The organism is Xenorhabdus bovienii, from assembly GCF_024721015.1.
Lineage (GTDB): Bacteria > Pseudomonadota > Gammaproteobacteria > Enterobacterales > Enterobacteriaceae > Xenorhabdus > Xenorhabdus bovienii.
Genome location: NZ_JANAIF010000009.1, coordinates 15,177 through 34,718, shown reverse-complemented (window position 1 = coordinate 34,718; position 19,542 = coordinate 15,177). Strand labels below are relative to the sequence as shown.

Below are 19,542 nucleotides of genomic sequence, written 5' to 3'. Positions count from 1 at the left end.
TATGATGCAGCCCAATTATATTGAAGAATTACTACAGGTGACGCCGCAGGCGAACGGCCTGCTGTTTCATGCGTTGAAAGATGGAAACAGTGCTTATCATATTGGCGTGGCATTCAGTCTGAAAGCGGACGTCAGTGAAGAAGTGATTCTTGATATCTGGTATCAGATACAGCAGTCACAACCCGCTCTGAGGGCGGTTTTTACCTGGGAAGGCATTCGTGTTCCCCATCAGGCGGTATACGCATTACCACGGATACCGCTTGAATATATCCGCGTTGACTCAACTACCCCGCAACCGTCGCTCGATTGGCTGGCACAATCGAAAGCGACGCCGTTTGAGTTGGATACGGAGGTGTTTCGGATCATTTGTTTCCACGATATTAACGCGGGGATCTTAAGAATTGCTTTCTCTTTTCACCATATTCTGATGGATGGTTGGAGTAGCTCGCTGCTGATTTCTCTCTGGCTACAGGGATTGCGTCAGCAAAAAATCGTTCCTCTGGCTGCACGGCTTTACTCGCAACAACTCTGGAAAGGGTTAAGCCAAGAAGAACTGCAACTCAGTCGTGAATACTGGCAGCGTATTTTCCAGCACCTGCCTGACGGAGAAACCTCGACGGTGACAAAACTGCTGGCCGAACCGTTGTTCCGTTCTGCCGGACATAGTGCAATCAAGCGAAAGCCGGGAGAAAAAATAGCCGGTGAAGAAATAGCAGATGCAAAAGCCATAGCGCACCGTATATGGGATAAAGAACGTAAAGCGGCGATAGAATTGCTTTGTCGCCGTGCGGGTGTGACTCCGGCCAGTTTTGTCTATCTGTGCTGGGCGCTGGTGCTGGCTAAGTTTACCTTCCAAAAAACCGTCACGTTCGGTTGTACATTTTCCGGCAGGGGAGCGGCGTTGACACAAAACGTCGACCGCCAACCTTTGGGACTGTTTACGAATACGGTGCCGCTGATCCTGACGCTCGACGGAAAATGGCGTCTGGAGGTGGCATTACGCGCCATTTTTCAAGCGCTGCAACAGACTCATCAACATGAAAAAACGCCCCCCCTGTTGATAAGAGAAGAGACGGGGATACGTGACGAACTCTATGACTCTATTGTCGTTTTCGATAACTACCCGATCGATGCCAAGTTACAGGACGCCGGTTGTGGTGCGTTTCTGACGGATCTGCACAGTGAAGAGACGACGCATTTTGGTTTGACTCTGACGGTTTCCGGTGTGGATCAATGGAAAGTTGAGTTAAGTGCGGGGGAAACTTTTGAGGGTGATCCTGATGCGGTGAATAGGGTGTTTTACGCGTTTGAATCTTTGGTGGCAGATTTGGTTAAAAGGTCTGCGGATGTACGGGTTGAAGATCTGGTGTTAAAACTCAACCCAGACGGCGCTGAAGAAGCCGCTTTGGTCATGGGAGAACACAATGCGCAAACGCCGGATATCAATGCTTTGCTGCTGCGCATTTATCAGCGCCTTAATCAGTCACCCCAAGCAATAAGCCTGATCGAAGATCGGCATCAGATCAGTAATCGCGAGCTGCTACGGGGCGTTTTTGTCTTGCAGGAACGGTTACGGGGATCGGGATTCGTTCCCGGCGATAGAGTGGCTGTCCATCTCGAAAAGGGGCGGTTATCCACCCAAGCGATACTGGCGATATTGTTCAGTGGCGGCAGTTACTTTTATGTAAACCCGAAAGATCCACCGCAACGCAAAAAAAGTCTGCTGGCGTTGGCGAATTGCAGCATTGTCTTATGTGATGCTTCTTTGTACGGGGAACTTGATGCTGACATCGGGCATCACTTGCTGCTGAATATCGAAACAGAGACAACATGGCTGGAGTCTACTGGCGAACCGACGTTATGGCGCAATCGGCGGCCTGAAGATGAGTTTTACTTCATCTTTACCTCAGGAACGACCGGAGCGCCTAAAGGCATCTCTATCCGTAATGAATCAGTGGCAAACCTGCTGGATTGGTTTATCCGGGAAACCCACCTTACGCCTGCGGATCGGGTACTAGGGCTGACTGACCTGAATTTCGATCCCAGCGTCGAAGATCTGTTTGGTAGCCTTGTGGCCGGAGCCACGTTGATTTATCCGTCACCCAATGTATTGCTGGAGCGACAGACGTTTATCGATCTGCTGCGGGATGAATCCATCACGCTGATTAACTTTATTCCGGGCGCTATTGCCCAGCTCATTCAGGGTGCTCCTTTTTTCCCGGCTATGCGGTTGTGGATATTCGGCGGGGAAGAATTACCTCAATGGCTCAGGGATGATTTGCTGCGGCAGGGCTACGCTGTCAGCAATCATTATGGCCCCAGTGAGACGACGGTGGACTGCCTGACTGCCAGACAATCTCTCGCTGCGGAAATTTCCATCGGCTGGCCGATTCAAAACGTCGTCGCCTACTGCGCGGACATCTTCGGTAAACCTTTGCCTGCGGGGATACGGGGCGAGCTTTGGGTTGGGGGACGGGCGGTGGCTCACGGTTACGGCACCAATCCGGTTGAATCCGATAAATACTTTGTCAAATACAGTAAGCAGATTTTTTATCGCACAGGTGACGCGGTCACTTTTTCTCATGGGGCAGGTTTTAAGTATCTGGGACGAATTGACGATCAAGTGAAAGTGAACGGTGTTCGCATTGAACCGCGTGAACTGGAACGTGCTGTTGAGGTATTGGAGGGAGTTAAGGCTTGTTGTCTGTTATCCGCGACGGGGCGGGAAGGAAAGCGGCAATGGCGTCTTTTCGTCGATAGCCGCGAACCGCCTGCCATTCTGGAGCTCCGTGTGCGGGAACATATCCGTCAGCATTTTCCAGCGTCGTGGCTCCCTGCCCTTATTGTGGTGGTAGACGGTTTTGAACGCACCATCACCGGTAAGATCGATCGTCAGCGACTGCTGGAGTGCGAGACTCAGCGACGGCAAACGCAAACTGCTACGGATCATGTGCCGTTGACCGATTCTGTCGAAGCGAAAGTACAGGCTATCTGGAGCGCGGTTCTGGAACACCCGGTGGTTGATGCAAACGTGAATTTCTTTGATGCAGGTGGTGATTCAATAAAAATAATCGCGCTGCAATCCCAAATGCAGCAGGCGTTCAACCAGAAAATCGGCGTCGCCGTCTTATTCGAACACCCAACCATCACTACCTTCGCAAACTGGATCAAACAGAGCAACTTGTCTTCCGAAAATGCGGAAGCCGAGGTGATGCTACCTGATTCTGGCAAGCAACTATCCCAAGAAAATACTCTGTCGTCGGCTCGCTCAGGTAAAAACAGACTGGCGGACAGGCGGCGTAAAGTGAAAGGAAGTTCAGTATCATGAAGCGTGAATATACGGGTAGTGAAGTCGCTATTATTGGCATTTCTTGCCGATTTCCCCAAAGTCCCGACTGGCAAAGTTTTTGGCGCAATCTATTGGCGGGACACGAACTTGTGTCATTTTTCTCGCGGGAAGAACTCTTAGCTGCCGGTGCGCCGTCTGAGATTATCGATCTCCCCAACTACGTCCCTGCCAAAGCCTCCCTTGAGAATGCGGAGTGTTTTGATTATGAGTTTTTCGGCTACTCACAGCGGGAAGCGCGGAAAATGGACCCGCAACTGCGGGTGTTGCATGAAGTCAGTTTCAACGCCTTTCTGGACGCGGGTTTGCCTGTTGGTGAGTCGATGTTAAAGGCGGGTGTGTTTATCGGTTCCACATTGAATCTGGCACGACTGGAGCAATTTGCGGGAGCCAGTCAGGATATCTCAGAAATGTTCGATGTCGGCAACTATAACGATCCGGCTTCGTTCGCAGCGCAAATCGCTTATCGTATGAAATTGAATGGCCCTGCGGTGCACGTACAATCCGCCTGTTCGACGTCATTATCCGCTGTCCATCTGGCTTGCAAGGCTCTTTTAGCGGGTGAGTGCGAAATGGCGCTGGCGGGTGGCGCATGTATCACTGATCCGGTGGCAGGCGGTTATTTACATCAGGATGGGATGATCCTGTCGCCGGACGGGCACTGCAAAACGTTCTCTGATGACGGGAAAGGGACGGTGAACGGTAACGGCGTGGCAGTCGTGTTGTTAAAATTGCTGGAAGACGCGCTCGCGGACGGTGACCCCATTCATGCCGTTATCGTCGAATCTGGCATGAACAATGACGGCGATAGAAAAGTGAGCTTTGAGGCTCCCAGTGTGCAGGGGCAGGCAGAAGTTATCTCACAAGTCTATCGGCTGGCGGATATTCCGTTTTCGAGTCTGGGCATGATCGAGGCACACGGCACCGCTACTGTCCTTGGCGATCCGATAGAAATTCAGGCGCTGAATAATGTTGCGCGGGAACTGCTCTCTCCGGACGAACTGCAACAATTCCGCTGCGCCGTGGGGAGCGTCAAATCCAACATGGGGCATCTGGATGCCGCCGCCGGTATTGCCGGGCTGATAAAAGCCGCTTTGAGCGTCCGTTTTGGTAAGATTCCGCCTTCGTTACATTTCAATAAACCCAATCCACATCTGGATCTGGACAATACGCCCTTCTGGGTGCCGACTCAAGCCACCGACTGGCCGGCAAAGCAGGCGATTCGACGCGCTGGCGTCAGCTCATTCGGTATCGGTGGAACCAATGTTCATGTCTTGCTTGAACAGCCGCCGGAAACCGTCAGTGAAGAAGCCTCTCACAGGGTACCCGCGCAAATACTGCCGCTCTCGGCCAAATCTCCCAGTGCGTTGGCGCGATTGGCAGAGTCTTATTCCATCCATCTCAGCCTGATTAATCAGGGATTAGTCGAAGAAGAAGCATCAAACCTTGAAGTGATCGCCCGGCAGTTACAGGAAAACCGAACCGAATATCCTTGTCGCGCCGCTTTTGTTGCCAACCATCGCGATAACTGGCAACAGCAGCTTGATAACTGGACGCTGATGGAGGGCGCTTATGCACCGATGGCAGAGTTAGTCTGGTTGTTTCCGGGGCAAGGTTCGCAATCGCCGGAAATGGGCCTGCGTTTGGCGGCTGAATATCCGGAGTTCGGTGACATTTATCTGGGGCTGCTGGATAAAGCCGCGGCACTGTTATCCGTTCAAAAAGCGGCATTGATTGATCAACAGACATTAATTGACAGTATTAGGCGACCTGAACAACTGTCAACCCTTTATCTCCAGCCCATTTTATATGCGGTTCAGGCAGCGTTGGGTGTTTGGCTACAGAAACTAGGCTGTAAACCTACGGCCTTGTTAGGGTTTAGTCTGGGAGAATTCGCTGCGGCAGCTATCGCCGGTGTGTTCAGCATCGAAGAAGGAATGGAGCTGGTTGTTGCACGGGCAGGGCTGATGGATTCCATGCCAAAAGGCGCGGTCTTTGCAGCCAGCCGCAAGCATAGCAAGGAAGACTTTGACGGTGATTTTCCGGCGATGCTTTGGCGTATATCCGAACTCAGCCCGGGAACGTGGACACTGGCGACAGGGGAGGGATTGGTCGCAGACGCAGAGACCTGGCTGACGCAGCACGGCTTTGCTTTCAAGCGGGTGGCGGTTTCTCACGCCTTCCATACACCGATGATTGAGCCAGCGGCGAAAGCGTTTGGTGACCTGCTGAAAAGTTATGATCTGCAACCCGCGCAGTGTGCTATCTATTCAACCGCTTTGGGGCGGAAAATTGAAGCGGATGAGATGTGCGACCCGCAATATTGGATCAATCAAATGCTGTCCCCTGTGCAATTGGGTGCTGCTTTAAAGCAGGTGGCTCAGGAGCATCCCGAGTCACTCTTCGCGCAAATAGGGGTTGGCATGGATTTGTTGCAGCACACGCGTAAATGGCTGCATCTGAATGGGGAGAGATGGGTTCCGACTTTAGGCACGGGCGGCGCGGATCACGAGATAAATTCAACGTTGCAATTCATTGCCAAGGTCTGGATACAGGGCGGTGGCATTGATTGGAGCAGAATTCATCCGCAGACATCCATCGAACGTACCATAACGAAAACGCACCTGCCCGGTCACGCTTTTGAACGTCGGGTTTGTCTGCCACAAGCGAGTACAAAAGCGGCTCAGACAATTTCATCTCTGTTTTTCGGTTCGCATTATTACGGGCTGGAGTGGGAAAAAATCAACTCATCCACGCCGGAGAACGCCGCCCAATCAGGGGACACGCCGACAACCTGGATAATTTGCCCACAGGTTCAGGAAAGAGAACGTCGTCTGGCTGAGGCGCTGGAACTGAATAACCGTCAACTGACGTTTATTGAGAGTGCGAACTGGCGGGGCAGCGACGCCAACCTTTATGCTGAGCTGGAAGGCTGGCTGTTGCAGCAAGGGCTGGCAGTGTCCGCCGCGATGGATATTATTGTTACCGGATTGCTGGATGATCTGGATGCACGGCAGGCGCAGTTCTGGGCGTTCTGGCTGCCAACTGTTCTGGCGAGATGGAGCGCAACTCAACGTTTTGCACCGAAAATACGGCTGTTCTTCCCCACAACCGAAATGGCGGCATGGAGTGGTTCGGAGACGCTGAATGCAGAAAAAAACCAGCTTCTGGGGCCGTTGCTGATCCTGCCGGAAGAATACCCCAACATTACTGCCCTCTGTGTGGATCTGGAGAATTCGGAAGTAGAGAACGTTGCCCGTGGATTACAACCTTGGATAAATCAGGACTGGCATGGCGGTCAATTCTATTGTTTCCGCCAGAACGATTTTTGGCAACGGCGGGTAACGTCGCAAGTGCAAAAACAAGCTTTGACGCACCCACTGCCGGACATCAGCCGAAATAGTTGGGTGCTTGTTACTGGCGCCAATGGCGGCATGGGCGCGGCTATCGCCGAACATTTAGCGCAGGTTTATCATTGTAATCTCTTATTGTTGGTGCGGAAATCCCTGCCGAAAAAGCGGGATTGGCCGATGGAGATTGAAAGCAACGGTTCCCACGCGAAATTTTTGCGCTGGGTGCTGAACCTTGAAGCCAAGGGAAGCCGGGTAGAGTTGTTGCAGGCGGATTTGGGCGATGACGAATCTCTGGCGCAAGCTTTTGCCCCCGTATTCCAATTGGCTGCGCGGGGAGAGGGGATCGATTACGTATTCCATACCGCTGGGCGCGGAGAGGGCGCCATGTTGCAAATGCGTTCTGAGGCAGAATCGATTGCAACGCTGGCGCCCAAGGTGGCGGGAACCCGCTTCCTCAGCGATAACCTGAGTAGATTTGGCAATCCGGCGCTGTTGTTGTTTTCCAGTCTGGGTAATTTGCTGCCCAAGGAAAAGATCGGTCAAATCGCTTATGTTGCCGCCAATGCCTGTCTGGAAGCCTACGCGGATCAGATCCGCAACAAAGGCGGCAAAGCGCTGGCTATTGCCTGGGATGATTGGGCTGAATCAGGCATGGCAACCCGCTCCGCGCAGCAATTAGATCGTGCGCTTAAAAATCCGGTACAGGACACGATATCCGACGCCCCAATCTGGCGGCATCGGTTGTGCGCCAAGAATGATTGGTGGCTTGATGAGCACCGTATCGATGCAGCGACTGCTGTGATGCCCGCCATGGGAATGGTAGTTCTGGTACATCGCGCGTTGATTGAGTGGCAAGCGGTGGCGGCAGAGGCATTCTCATTACAGGAGATCGCCATTGAGAGGCCGTTGGTGGTGGCTAACGACGCGGAGCTTGATGTCGCAGTGATCTTTGCGGACGACTTGAACGCCTTTGAGTTATTTTCCGGCAATGGCAAGTTTTCCCCTGAAACCTGGCTTAAACATGCCAGCGGTAAAATTAAATACCGTGACGGTCATACTGCACTTTCTGGCGAAACCGTTTCCTTAAAAACCCTTCCTTCCCAGCCGCCGCTCCTGAACCTGTTTAGCGCCAAAGATAACATCGGCGTCAGCCCGAAAGGGGCGCTGACATTCGGTCCCCGCTGGCAAAATGTGATCGCGGTTGATCAGACCGGAATCAATGAAGTGTTGAATCTGTTACAGCTTCCCATTACCTATCGGGGTGAAGCAGAAGCCTCCGGTCTTCACGTCGCGTTGTTGGACACGGCGACCCTCATTGCCTCTCCGGAGCATGAAGATGGACAGTTTGCCCCCATCTCAATAGGGGCTTTCACTCAATTCGCGCCCATGTGCGACAGAGTGAAAAGCCACGTCCAAATTCAGGATCTGGGTGCCAACAAGTTATTGCAGGTGAATATTTATTCTGAGGAAGACAATCTGTTAGTGGCAATCAGTGATTTGTTGCTGGTTGATGCATCCGCTGCTTTGCAACACACCGTCATGCGCTTGAATGCCAGAGACGCAGGAAGCGTCGATTTTTCTTTTAGCTCACAATCTGAAACACGCAAAGAGCCTGGCCCGCTGGATGTGGAAATTCAGGTTAAGGCGGCGGGACTGAATTTTAAGGACGTGTTGATTGCGCTCGGCGTATTGCCGGCCCCTGCCGACCCGACCATGACTTTTGGCCAGGAGGCGGCAGGTATTGTCACCCGCGTTGGGCGGCAGGTTAACGGTATTCGCGTTGGTGATCGCGTGATGTGTGCGGGACATAGCTGCCTGGCTGAACACGTTATTATGCCGCAGCGCGTTGTCGCACCTATTCCACGGACACTTGGCTTTCAACAGGCCGCGGGGGTTCCGGTAGCTTTCACCACCGCTTGGATTGCCTTGAAGCACGCGGCCAATCTGAAAAAGGGTGAACGTATCCTGATCCATTCCGCGGCGGGGGGTGTCGGCATGGCGGCGATGCAGATTGCCCTGTATTTAGGCGCGGAAGTTTGGGTGACAGTGGGCAGCGAAGAAAAACGCCGATTGCTCAGAGAAATGGGTGCACAAGGCGCAGCAAATTCCAGAACGCGAGAGTTCGGTGATATTTTCCGCCGTGAGCTGGGAGATCGGCCTTTTGATGTGATCCTCAATGCGCTGGCAGGAGAATTGCTGGAAGAAAGTCTCTCTTTATTGGCGCCGCAAGGCCGATTTCTGGAGCTTGGCTTACGGGATATCCTGCAAAACTGGCAACTGGGACTGTCTATTTTTGCGGAAGGCGGCAGCTTCCACGCCGTGCAGGCGGGTGCCGAACATCCCGCTTATCAGGAGGCTTGGGCTGAGGTTGCCGCACTGTTGGAGGACGAGGTACTTAAGCCTTTGCCGACAAAAGTTTATCCCGCCAAAGAGATCACTGAGGCATTTCAGTTCATGGCTCAGGGGCGACATATCGGCAAGATTGTCATCGCGATGGAAGAACGCGGCAAAGCACTTAGCTTCGTAGAAAAGCTGAAAGCAGAGGGATTATCCAATTTAGAAGGAACGCAGATAGCCGTGGCGATGGCGGCGCTTGTCGGTCAAACCAAATTGCCTTATGTCGCTGTTTCTAAACTTCCCATCGGCTCAGTTTTAGAAAAGCAACGGCATACTCAGCAGATGTTATTCAGTTCTGGCTCAACGCGGAATGCGCCAGCCGCCGTCGATGGAGACGCAGACGGATCGCTTAAGGGCGCAAATGCGGACGATTTATTGCAGGCTATGCGCACTATTCTGGAAGGATTTCTCGGTGTTGACGGTCTGGACGTGGACGCCAGTTTCTTCTCCTTGGGGGCAACTTCGCTGGATCTTATTCAATTCGCCAAAAGACTGGAGCAACGGCTGGAGCGGGATATACCGGTAGCGCTGCTGTTTAAGGCCGCCTCTTTGCGGGAATTGAGCAAAGAGCTGGCACCGGAGCAATCCGTTGCAGAAGAACCGCAGATGCCGCAACAAGGGCTGGGAGATAAACGGCGCACGTTGCAGGCTCGTCGCAAATTACGCGGCGTTGTGTCCGGTGAGGATATGCCCGGTCAGGGGAGTGAAGACAATGAGTAACTCTGGATTGATCCGGATAGGCATTTTTTTAGTCGCTATCTATCTCGCGCTGGTGGGCAGCGTGTTCGCTGACACGATCGATCAGAAACAGGTTATCAGCCAGAAGCAAGATCCTGATCTGGAGCAGATAGTCGGTGAGCTGAGTCGTCGTTGGGATGTTGCGCAAGTTCCCACTGGCGGACTGAGTGTCATCGTCGGCGATAAAGTCCGTACATGGCGACTGGGCAAGGAGGAGGCAGGTACATTCGAACTCGCCTCCAGCTCCAAAGCCTTTACTGGGTTGCTGATTGCGTTGCTGGAGCAGGAAGGTGTACTCAATCGGCAGGATGCGATTACGCAATGGATACCCGAGCTGGCGGAGCGTCCGGAAATGGGCTACTCCGCCGTGCTACTTAAAAACCTGTTGTTCCATACCAGCGGTATTTCAGGCGATACGATAGACTTGCTGCGACCCTATGATGAGTCTGATGCTTTAGCTAAACTGCCGGTATTGCTGAAGGAGATCCCGCTGGCCTATCCCGTCGGCGCCAAAGAGGAGTATGCCACGCTGAATTACAGCCTGTTGGGTTTGGCGGCTGAACGGGCGACGGGAAAATCGTTTGCGACCCTGATGCGGGAAAAAATCTTTTTGCCTTTGGGAATGAAAAATACAACTGTGGAGGGCGATTTGCCGGCGGAGGGGAGTACCGCTGAATCTGCGCGCATTCCGGGATATAAAATCAGTTTTACCACCGCACAGCCGTATGATGCGCCCCGTTATCTGCAAAATACACCCGCAGGTTATGTGCTCAGTACTCCGCAGGATATGGCTATTTGGTTGAAGTTCTTACTGCATCAGCAACCCTTGGCTAGCGACAAGGGTAATGGCGATGAAAAGCTGTCTGCATTATATGCGGCGCTGGAGCAGGCAAAACGTCCTCACGGTGGCAATGGCGATGCGGGGTACGCTTATGGTTGGGATGTGAAAACTGACGTAACCACAAGCTGGAGCCATCCGGGTCAGAATCCCAATGCCACAGCCTATGTTGCGTTTGATCCGAAGGCTGGCGTGGGTGTTTCCCTGTTAGGTAACAGCAACAGCCCTCAGGTGATTCAATTGGGGCAGGCGATATTCGAACACCTGCGTGGTGCTTCTCCGGCAGGTTTGCCGGAAAATTTCCCCACTGATGATCAGGACTGGCTCTCCACGGTAGTGGCTGTGATTTTCTGGCTCGGTGGGGCGCTGCTTTTAGTGGCGGTCATGTATAAAAGGGGGAACAAGGATAAAGGCGGTCGCGATGAGCCGGTTCCCGATAGAGCAAGTGCTTTGGCGAGCCGGGTGGAGACGGCGATAATACAAGAAAGTTTTGTCCGATCCGCAGAAAGCACTGCGGGAAAACCGGTCTGGCGCTCTTTTCTCAGTCGGCTCCTCGTGCAGAATGTCGTTCTTGTGTCCGTGCTGGCGATTACACCGCCGCTATTGTCGGGCTTAAGCTGGGCAAATCTACTGGTTTGGGGGCCGTTAAGCCTGCCCATTGCTGTCGTAGGGTTGTTGTTCTTCGTCAACGCTATCAGTCTGTTCTTTTTTCTGGTGACCCAGCGCAGCGACAGATATACCAGTAAGACTTTTTCCTCTTTGATGATTGCTAAAATCGTCGGTCTGACGGTCATTTCCGGACTGCTCAATTCCGCATTGGTTTTATTCATCATTCAGGCTATCGATAGCCCATCTACGTATTTGCTGTACAGCGCTGTGCTGCTGTTTAGCTGCATCTACTTCTACATTTCCACCCGTAAAGCGGCTGAACAACAGATCATGCGCTTTGGGCATTCTTTTGTGCAGGGCTGGCGGATGGAGATCATCCGGAAACTGCTGGCGTCGGATTACAAAAACATCGAACAGCTATCTTCGGGGAAAATACAGTCCGTCGTTGGGGAGAATTCGCAAGAATTAGCGAAAAGCGTTCTGGCTTTCGTGCCTTTCTTCGCCAATTTGTTGACGATTATCTTTTTATTCACCTACTTGATGGTGTTCAAGTCGCCTGTAGCCACTTCTGTCCTGTTGGCCTGCGCTTTGCCCATGATCGTGCTCTATTACTGCATTTCTGAACGAGCCAATCGCATTATGCCTCAAGCATTAAGCATCCGTAGCGAGTTTATGGATACCGTGGAAGATTTGCAGAAAGGTTATAAAGGACTGCGGCGTGAAGCGGTAAAACATAGCTTCTATCGTCATGCGCTGGCTGTGTCGGATCGTTTTAAAGCGTTGAGAATTCAGTACGATATCGGTTTTTTAAATGCATTCTTTATCGGCGAGTCATTGCTCACCATTTTACTGGTTGCGGTGGCGTTGATGTTTCCGCTCCTGATCCCTCATTTTGACGGTAATGTGTCGAAAGAATATCTGATCATTCTGCTGTACCTCATCGGGCCGCTTAACGCGGTGATGTCGGCCATGCCTGAACTTATCAGACTGAAAAGCCTGATGAATAATATGGTGATGTTCAGTCAGTCAATTCAGGCCGACTCTCCTGCCGAGACGAAGCCGAAAATTCAGGACGTGAAGACGCTTGAACTGTCTGCGGTGCATTTTCACTATCCGGCCACGGGAGGAGAATGTTTCGGTGTAGGGCCAATTTCATTGAAAGCGGAAAGTGGAAAAAGCTATTTTCTGACCGGTGGCAATGGTTCCGGTAAAAGTACGCTGGCTATGATTCTGGCAGGCTTGTACGTCCCTGCCCAAGGCATGATAAGGATAAATGGTGAAGAGGCTTCCCAGCGTCAACTGTTGGAACACACGCGGGCAATCTTCAGCGATAACTGGTTATTTAAACGGGTTTATGACCCCGCACTATTGCCGTTGCGGGAGGCTGTCAACCAGAACATCGCGCTGTTGGGATTGACGCAAAAAGCCACGCTTCTGAGTGATGGTGATTTCGACAACATCAAATTATCAACGGGTCAACGCAAGCGTCTTTCTTTGGCCATGCTGTTGGCTGACCCCAGCCCTCTGGTCGTTCTGGACGAATGGGCGGCGGATCAGGACCCTCGTTCTAAGGCCCGATTTTACAAGGAATGGCTTCCTATGTTGAAAGCCCAGAATCGTATCGTGTTTGTCGTGACCCATGATGACGAATATTTTTCGGAAGCAGATGTCCTGATCACAATGAAAAACGGTCAGCTCATTGAGTTAAAGGAAGAGAGTTATGCTTAATCAGTTACTGTCAGAAAATCATTCTGATCATTCCAACCAGAGCCGGGCGCCAGAGGACACTATCCTGAATTGTTGCATTCATGAACTGTTTGAGCGGCAGGTAGAAAAAACACCGGATGCGGTTGCCGTTCGATTCGGGGAGCAGTCACTCTCTTATGCAGAATTAAACCGCAGGGCGAACAGGCTGGCCCGATTCCTCAGAGACGATTTGCACGTTGGCCCGGATACTTTGGTAGGCGTGTGCGTAGAGCGCAGCATGGAAATGGTGGTTGCGCTGATGGCGGTACTGAAAGCCGGAGGAGCCTACGTACCTCTTGACCCTCACTATCCTGCTGAAAGGCTCGACTACATGCTGCATGACGCTGCCCCCCGTGCTTTGTTGTCTCACGGTGCGGTGCCGGCTGTCGTTCGCGCGCTGCTGGATCAATACGCGATGAGCACAAATGTCAGCGTGATCGATTTGGAGGCCGATGTCTCGCAGTGGTCCGGGCAAAACAGTGATGATTTGCATCCGGCGGATAACGGGCTGACTTCTTCCCATCTGGCGTATGTTATCTATACTTCTGGCTCAACCGGGCGGCCAAAGGGCGTGATGAACCAGCACGTTGGCGTCGTCAATCGTTTGGTATGGATGCAAAAGGCGTACCGGCTGAATGCGAATGATGTCGTTCTGCAAAAAACACCCTTCAGTTTCGATGTATCCGTTTGGGAGTTTTTCTGGCCCCTGATGTACGGTGCTCGTCTGGTGGTGGCAAAACCCGAAGGACATAAAGATCCGGCTTATCTGAGTGCCTTAATCCAAGCGCACCGGATAACTACCCTGCATTTTGTACCGTCAATGTTATCCGCCTTTTTGGATCAGGCTCCGTCAGAAGTGGGCGATTGCCTGCAACGCGTGTTTTGCAGCGGTGAAGCACTGCCGGCGCGCAGTGTGCATCGGTTTCGGGAGCGTTTTGCCAAGGTCGAATTACATAACCTGTATGGGCCGACCGAAGCGGCCATTGACGTCACCGCCTGGAATTGCTGCCTTGATGAAACGGATGGCTTGATCCCGGAAAATGTGATCCCGATAGGTAAACCGATTGATAACATTCAGCTTTATATCCTCAATGCTTACGGCCAGCCGTGCCCGGTCGGTGTGGCGGGTGAACTTCACATCGCCGGTGTGGGCGTGGCACGCGGCTATCTGAATCAGCCCGAACTGACAGCGGAAAAATTCATCAAAAATCCCTTTAGTCCGGCATTAAATGGCGTGATGTACCGAACGGGGGATCTGGCTCGGTATTTACCCGGCGGCGACATTGAATATCTGGGACGTAATGACTTTCAGGTCAAGTTACGTGGCTTCCGTATTGAGCTGGGTGAAATTGAAGCACGTCTGATGAAGCATCCGGCCGTACGCGATGCCGTTGTGTTGGCGCAGGGCGAGAGTGCGGAAGATAAACGCCTAGTTGGCTTTGTCATTGTCGCGGAACGCGCCTTACAGCGCCAGTCCAGGGAGAGCGTGAAAGAGAGTATTCAACGGCTTATCAACGATGCGGTGCCCGATTACATGAGGCTTGCCGCTATCGTCATCGTCAGCGGTTTTCCTTTATCCGCCAGCGGTAAAATTGACCGCAAGTCCTTCCCGGTGGTCACTTTTGATGAACTCACGGCACAAGACGTTGAACCGCCGAAAAATGCGTTGGAGCAAACCTTGGTTGAGGTGTGGAGTGAGTTGCTCGGCGTTAAAAACATCGGCAGAAACTCACACTTTTTTAACCTGGGCGGCCATTCGCTGCTGACCCTGAAAATGGTGCTGGCGCTGCGTTGTCGTGGACTCTTTGTAGATGGCTACACGCTGTATCAGTATCCCGTATTGTCCGAACTGGCGACACAGTTGCAGGTGTCCGATCCACAGGAAACCCGCTCTGACATGGCGGAACGCTCTATGGTGGAAGCGTCCGCCTGGGCGCAACTCAGCCAAAAAGAAATCGACGCTCTGATTACCGCTATCCCCGGAGGTCTCGCCAATATCCAAGATATTTATCCTTTGGGGGCGTTGCAGCAGGGGATGATCTATCACTATCTGACGAATTTGGCGGGAGATCCCTATGTGCTTTGGCAGGTCGTCCGTTTCCGTAATGCAGACTTGCTGCACGCTTATGTTGACGCCCTACGCGGCACAATTGCCCGTCACGATGCGTTTCGGGTCAGCGTCCATCATGAAGGACTTAGCCAGCCGGTGCAGGTGGTTTGGCGGGACGCTGAATTGACGGTGGAAGAGCTGAAACCTACGATGGATTGCGATGATCCGTTGGTCATCTTGAAACAGCATTGCGATCCCGCCATGCTGCGTTTTGATATCACTAAAGCACCTTTGCAGCGTTGTCTTTATTGCTATGACCCGAAACGGGACGAATGGGTATTGCTGCATTTGATCCATCATATGACGGTGGATCACACGACGGTAGAAAAGATGCAGCAGGAAATAGAAGCGCAACTGCGTTCAGAACCGCCTGCTCTGATTGCGCCCATATCGTTTAGGCAGGTGAACGCAGGTCTTTTCTGCGCAACTGGCGCGGAAGAGCAAAAAGCATTTTTTGACGCTATGTTACGGGATTATGAACCGACTCCAGCACCGTTTGGTGCCGGTGAATACTTAGGGGGCAACGCGGTGGTGGTAGAAGCTTGGCGACCGCTGCAAGAACGGTTGTGCAGCCAGATACGCCAACAAGCCAAAGCACACGGTGTCAGTGCTGCCGCAGTTTTTCATCTGGCTTGGGCGAAAGTGATCGCCTGCCTGACCGGATGCAACGATGTCGTCTTCGGTACTGTCTTACTGGGGCGCATGTTTGCAGGTGAAAACGCTGAAAACATCATGGGGCCGTTTATCAATACGCTGCCGATCCGGGTACGTCTGGATAATCTTGCTGTTTTTGAGTGTCTCTGGAATGCTCAGGATACTCTGACGCAGCTGGTCAGGCATGAACAGGCGTCATTGGCGCTGGCACAGAAATCAGTACAGACATCGGGAACAGCGCCTCTGTTCACTTCATTGCTGAATTATCGTCACAGTGAAGTGCGCAACATTCCTTCGGCAGATCCTTTTCAGGCAATGAATCCTTCCTCCGTCAATGGAGTCAGTTATTCCGGCAGTATGGAGAGAACCCATTATCCGGTTTCCGTCAATATTGATGATTTCACCAACGATTTTGTTATTAATGCACAGGTCGAACAGGGGCTTAATCCTGAACTTATCTGTGACTACTTGCAGACAGCGTTACAGGAAATTGTCACCGCGCTGGAAAGTGCACCAGAGAGAAGAATGGGTCGGATTCATGTCTTGCCGGTGCAGGAAAAAGATAAATTGCTGTGGCAATGGAATCAGACCGAATCTGATTTTCCCCGACAGGTTTGCCTGCATACCCTGATTGAGGAGCAGGCGCGTCGGACGCCGGATGCCATTGCGGTGGTATTCGAAGACCAAGTGCTGAGTTATGCGCAATTGAACCAGAAAGCGAACCAACTGGCCCGATTCCTCAGAGACGATTTGCACGTTGGCCCGGATACTTTGGTAGGCGTGTGCGTAGAGCGCAGCATAGAAATGGTGGTTGCGCTGCTGGCGGTACTGAAAGCCGGAGGAGCCTACATACCTCTTGACCCTCACTATCCTGCTGAAAGGCTCGACTACATGCTGCATGACTCTGCCCCCCGTGCTTTGTTGTCTCACGGTGCGGTGCCGGTTGTCGTTCGCGCGCTGCTGGATCAATACGTGATGAGCACAAATGTCAGCGTGATCGATTTGGAGGCCGATGTCTCGCAGTGGTCCGGGCAAAACAGTGATGATTTGCATCCGGCGGATAACGGGCTGACTTCTTCCCATCTGGCGTATGTTATCTATACTTCTGGCTCAACCGGGCGGCCAAAGGGCGTGATGAACCAGCACGTTGGCGTCGTCAATCGTTTGGTATGGATGCAAAAGGCGTACCGGCTGAATGCGAATGATGTCGTTCTGCAAAAAACACCCTTCAGTTTCGATGTATCCGTTTGGGAGTTTTTCTGGCCCCTGATGTACGGTGCTCGTCTGGTGGTGGCAAAACCCGAAGGACATAAAGATCCGGCTTATCTGAGTGCCTTAATCCAAGCGCACCGGATAACTACCCTGCATTTTGTACCGTCAATGTTATCCGCCTTTTTGGATCAGGCTCCGTCAGAAGTGGGCGATTGCCTGCAACGCGTGTTTTGCAGCGGTGAAGCACTGCCGGCGCGCAGTGTGCATCGGTTTCGGGAGCGTTTTGCCAAGGTCGAATTACATAACCTGTATGGGCCGACCGAAGCGGCCATTGACGTCACCGCCTGGAATTGCTGCCTTGATGAAACGGATGGCTTGATCCCGGAAAATGTGATCCCGATAGGTAAACCGATTGATAACATTCAGCTTTATATCCTCAATGCTTACGGCCAGCCGTGCCCGGTCGGTGTGGCGGGTGAACTTCACATCGCCGGTGTGGGCGTGGCACGCGGCTATCTGAATCAGCCCGAACTGACAGCGGAAAAATTCATCAAAAATCCCTTTAGTCCGGCATTAAATGGCGTGATGTACCGAACGGGGGATCTGGCTCGGTATTTACCCGGCGGCGACATTGAATATCTGGGACGTAATGACTTTCAGGTCAAGTTACGTGGCTTCCGTATTGAGTTGGGTGAAGTGGAAGCGGCGTTGTTATCGCACGACAGCGTGAAAGAGTGTGTGGTGCTAGTGCGTGAGGATATGCCGGGCGATGCTCGTCTGGTTGCTTATGTCACCCCTGCTTCCGGCTACGCCGATCAGGTTCCAGAGGAGCGGAATCAGACGCTGAGAGCGCACTTACAGACGAATCTGCCTCCATTTATGATGCCGTCCAACTTGCTTTGGCTGGATATGTTTCCTCTCACCGCGAATGGAAAATTGGATCGCAAAGCGTTGCCATCTCCTGCTGATGCACCGATGGGACAAACAATAACGGTACAACCTCCGCAGGAAGGAACGGAAACCCGATTGGCTCAATTGTGGGCCGAGTTACTCAATCTCAATACTAATGCGATCGGACGTCAATCTCACTTTTTTGAAGCCGGAGGGCATTCATTACTGGCTGTTGCACTCATGGCGCGGATACAGCAAGCGTTCAGTGTGTCATTGCTGCTGAGTGCGATAGTGGAACACTTGGATTTGGCTTCGCAGGCTGAGCTTATCGAGACTGAAATAGAAAAAGGAAACGCAGCAAGGGAAAACGGGGATCGAGCGAACTTAACAGAGCCGATCGAACCGACGCCTGTCGAGCAGATTCGGGCGTTGCCAACGCAAAAAGCCATCTACAAGGCAGTAAAACTTAATTCTCAAAATTTAAGTAACAACAGCTTTATGGCTCTGTCGTTCGATGACGATGTGGAGCCGGATCTTAAACAACTGCGTAATCTATTGCAGTCGGTATTTTCCCGTCATGAAAGCCTCAGGGCGCAATTCACTCTTGCAGGCGATGAACTTTATTTGCGTCCCGCCCGGCGTTTTTTATTCCGGCTGGAGAAACGTCAAACTCTTGGCTCTCTGGAAGAGGATCTGCGCGATTTTATCCGCCCGTTTTCGCTGGAAGATGGCATGAATGTTCGTGGTCGGTGGGTTGTTGATGGGCGGCATCCGCTTTTGCTGTTGGATTTTTCCCATGCCTGTATTGATGGTTCAGGTCTGATGCAAATACTCAGCGAGTTAGCCGCTGAAAATGACCCCGCTCCTTCGGGAACCCGTCTGGCGACTTATTCTGAGCTTTTCTACAGCCGTGAATTTGCGGCTCTGCGACAAGAACATGCGGACTTTTGGCGAACGCAGTTACAGGAGTGGTCGCCCCTTGTGCATGCGCAGGACACCGAGTCAGTCACGCACACTTGCCTGATTACGCTCGACGACGGGCTTAAAGGGCAGATTGAAACGCTCACGTCACGATTGAAAATCAGTGTTCCTGAATTCTTCATGGCCGCATTTTTGCTGTTTAAAGCCCGTCTGGATTATCAGCCCGCTCAATTCAACCCGCACGATCAACTGACGTCCATGATCTTTCATGGTCGGGACAGGTTGGATCAGCAGGCAGTCATCGCGCCATTGATGTCGGTTCTGCCCGTGCGGGTAAGGTTGCGGGGCGAGACGATGGAACCGGAGATGATCCATGAAGTGAGCACAGCCGTGCGCGCGGCCTGTCGTCATTACCTGTTTGATGTCGAAGAATTGACAGTAAGGTATCCGGCGCTGGCTAAACAGGCGTTGTCACCCACGTCCTTTTTCGGTTACTTCCAGAAAGAGGGCTTTGACGGCCGCATCGCAGGCAGTCTCTGTCGGCAATTGGAAACGCCCAATGTTGCAGGTGGGCAATTGCACTGGAATCTGACCTGCGAAATTGCCGAGCATACCACGGGCTTTGACGTTCATCTGGAAGCGCTCTCGTTCAGAACGAGAAGCGACGTAGGGAATTGGGAAGCGCTGTTTAAGTCGATTTTGCAAAGTGCGCTGAGTGTTGAGTGAT

4 protein-coding genes are annotated in these 19,542 nt (G+C 52.3%); all 4 read left to right on the top strand.

Going from position 1 to position 19,542, the window contains the following annotated elements; translation table 11 throughout:
* The first annotated feature begins 1 nt into the window (after window position 1).
* Genes NXS07_RS04325 through NXS07_RS04310 form a run of 4 tightly spaced genes read left to right on the top strand, consistent with a single transcriptional unit; the run spans window position 2 to window position 19,541 of the window.
* Window positions 2–3,328 carry an AMP-binding protein gene (locus NXS07_RS04325; protein WP_258086224.1) on the top strand — a complete coding sequence of 1,109 codons (3,327 nt, stop codon included), beginning with the start codon at window positions 2–4 and terminating at the stop codon, window positions 3,326–3,328.
* On the top strand, window positions 3,325–9,816 hold the full coding sequence (locus tag NXS07_RS04320) for a type I polyketide synthase (protein WP_258086223.1): 6,492 nt from the start codon (window positions 3,325–3,327) through the stop codon (window positions 9,814–9,816). The genes NXS07_RS04325 and NXS07_RS04320 overlap by 4 nt, the downstream gene beginning before the upstream one ends.
* Window positions 9,809–13,009, top strand: coding sequence for a serine hydrolase (locus NXS07_RS04315; protein ID WP_258086222.1), 3,201 nt, complete (start codon window positions 9,809–9,811; stop codon window positions 13,007–13,009). Before NXS07_RS04320 ends, NXS07_RS04315 begins: the two co-directional genes overlap by 8 nt.
* The gene (locus NXS07_RS04310; RefSeq protein ID WP_258086221.1) at window positions 13,002–19,541 is read left to right on the top strand and encodes a non-ribosomal peptide synthetase; all 6,540 of its coding nucleotides are present in this window, start codon (window positions 13,002–13,004) and stop codon (window positions 19,539–19,541) included. Before NXS07_RS04315 ends, NXS07_RS04310 begins: the two co-directional genes overlap by 8 nt.
* Window position 19,542 lies beyond the last annotated feature (1 nt).

Bases quoted from the DNA above. Each gene is read 5' to 3' on its own strand.
- NXS07_RS04325 (WP_258086224.1), top strand. From the start codon at position 2: ATGATGCAGCCCAATTATATTGAAGAATTACTACAGGTGACGCCGCAG.
- NXS07_RS04310 (WP_258086221.1), top strand. From the start codon at position 13,002: ATGCTTAATCAGTTACTGTCAGAAAATCATTCTGATCATTCCAACCAG.
- NXS07_RS04315 (WP_258086222.1), top strand. From the start codon at position 9,809: ATGAGTAACTCTGGATTGATCCGGATAGGCATTTTTTTAGTCGCTATC.
- NXS07_RS04320 (WP_258086223.1), top strand. From the start codon at position 3,325: ATGAAGCGTGAATATACGGGTAGTGAAGTCGCTATTATTGGCATTTCT.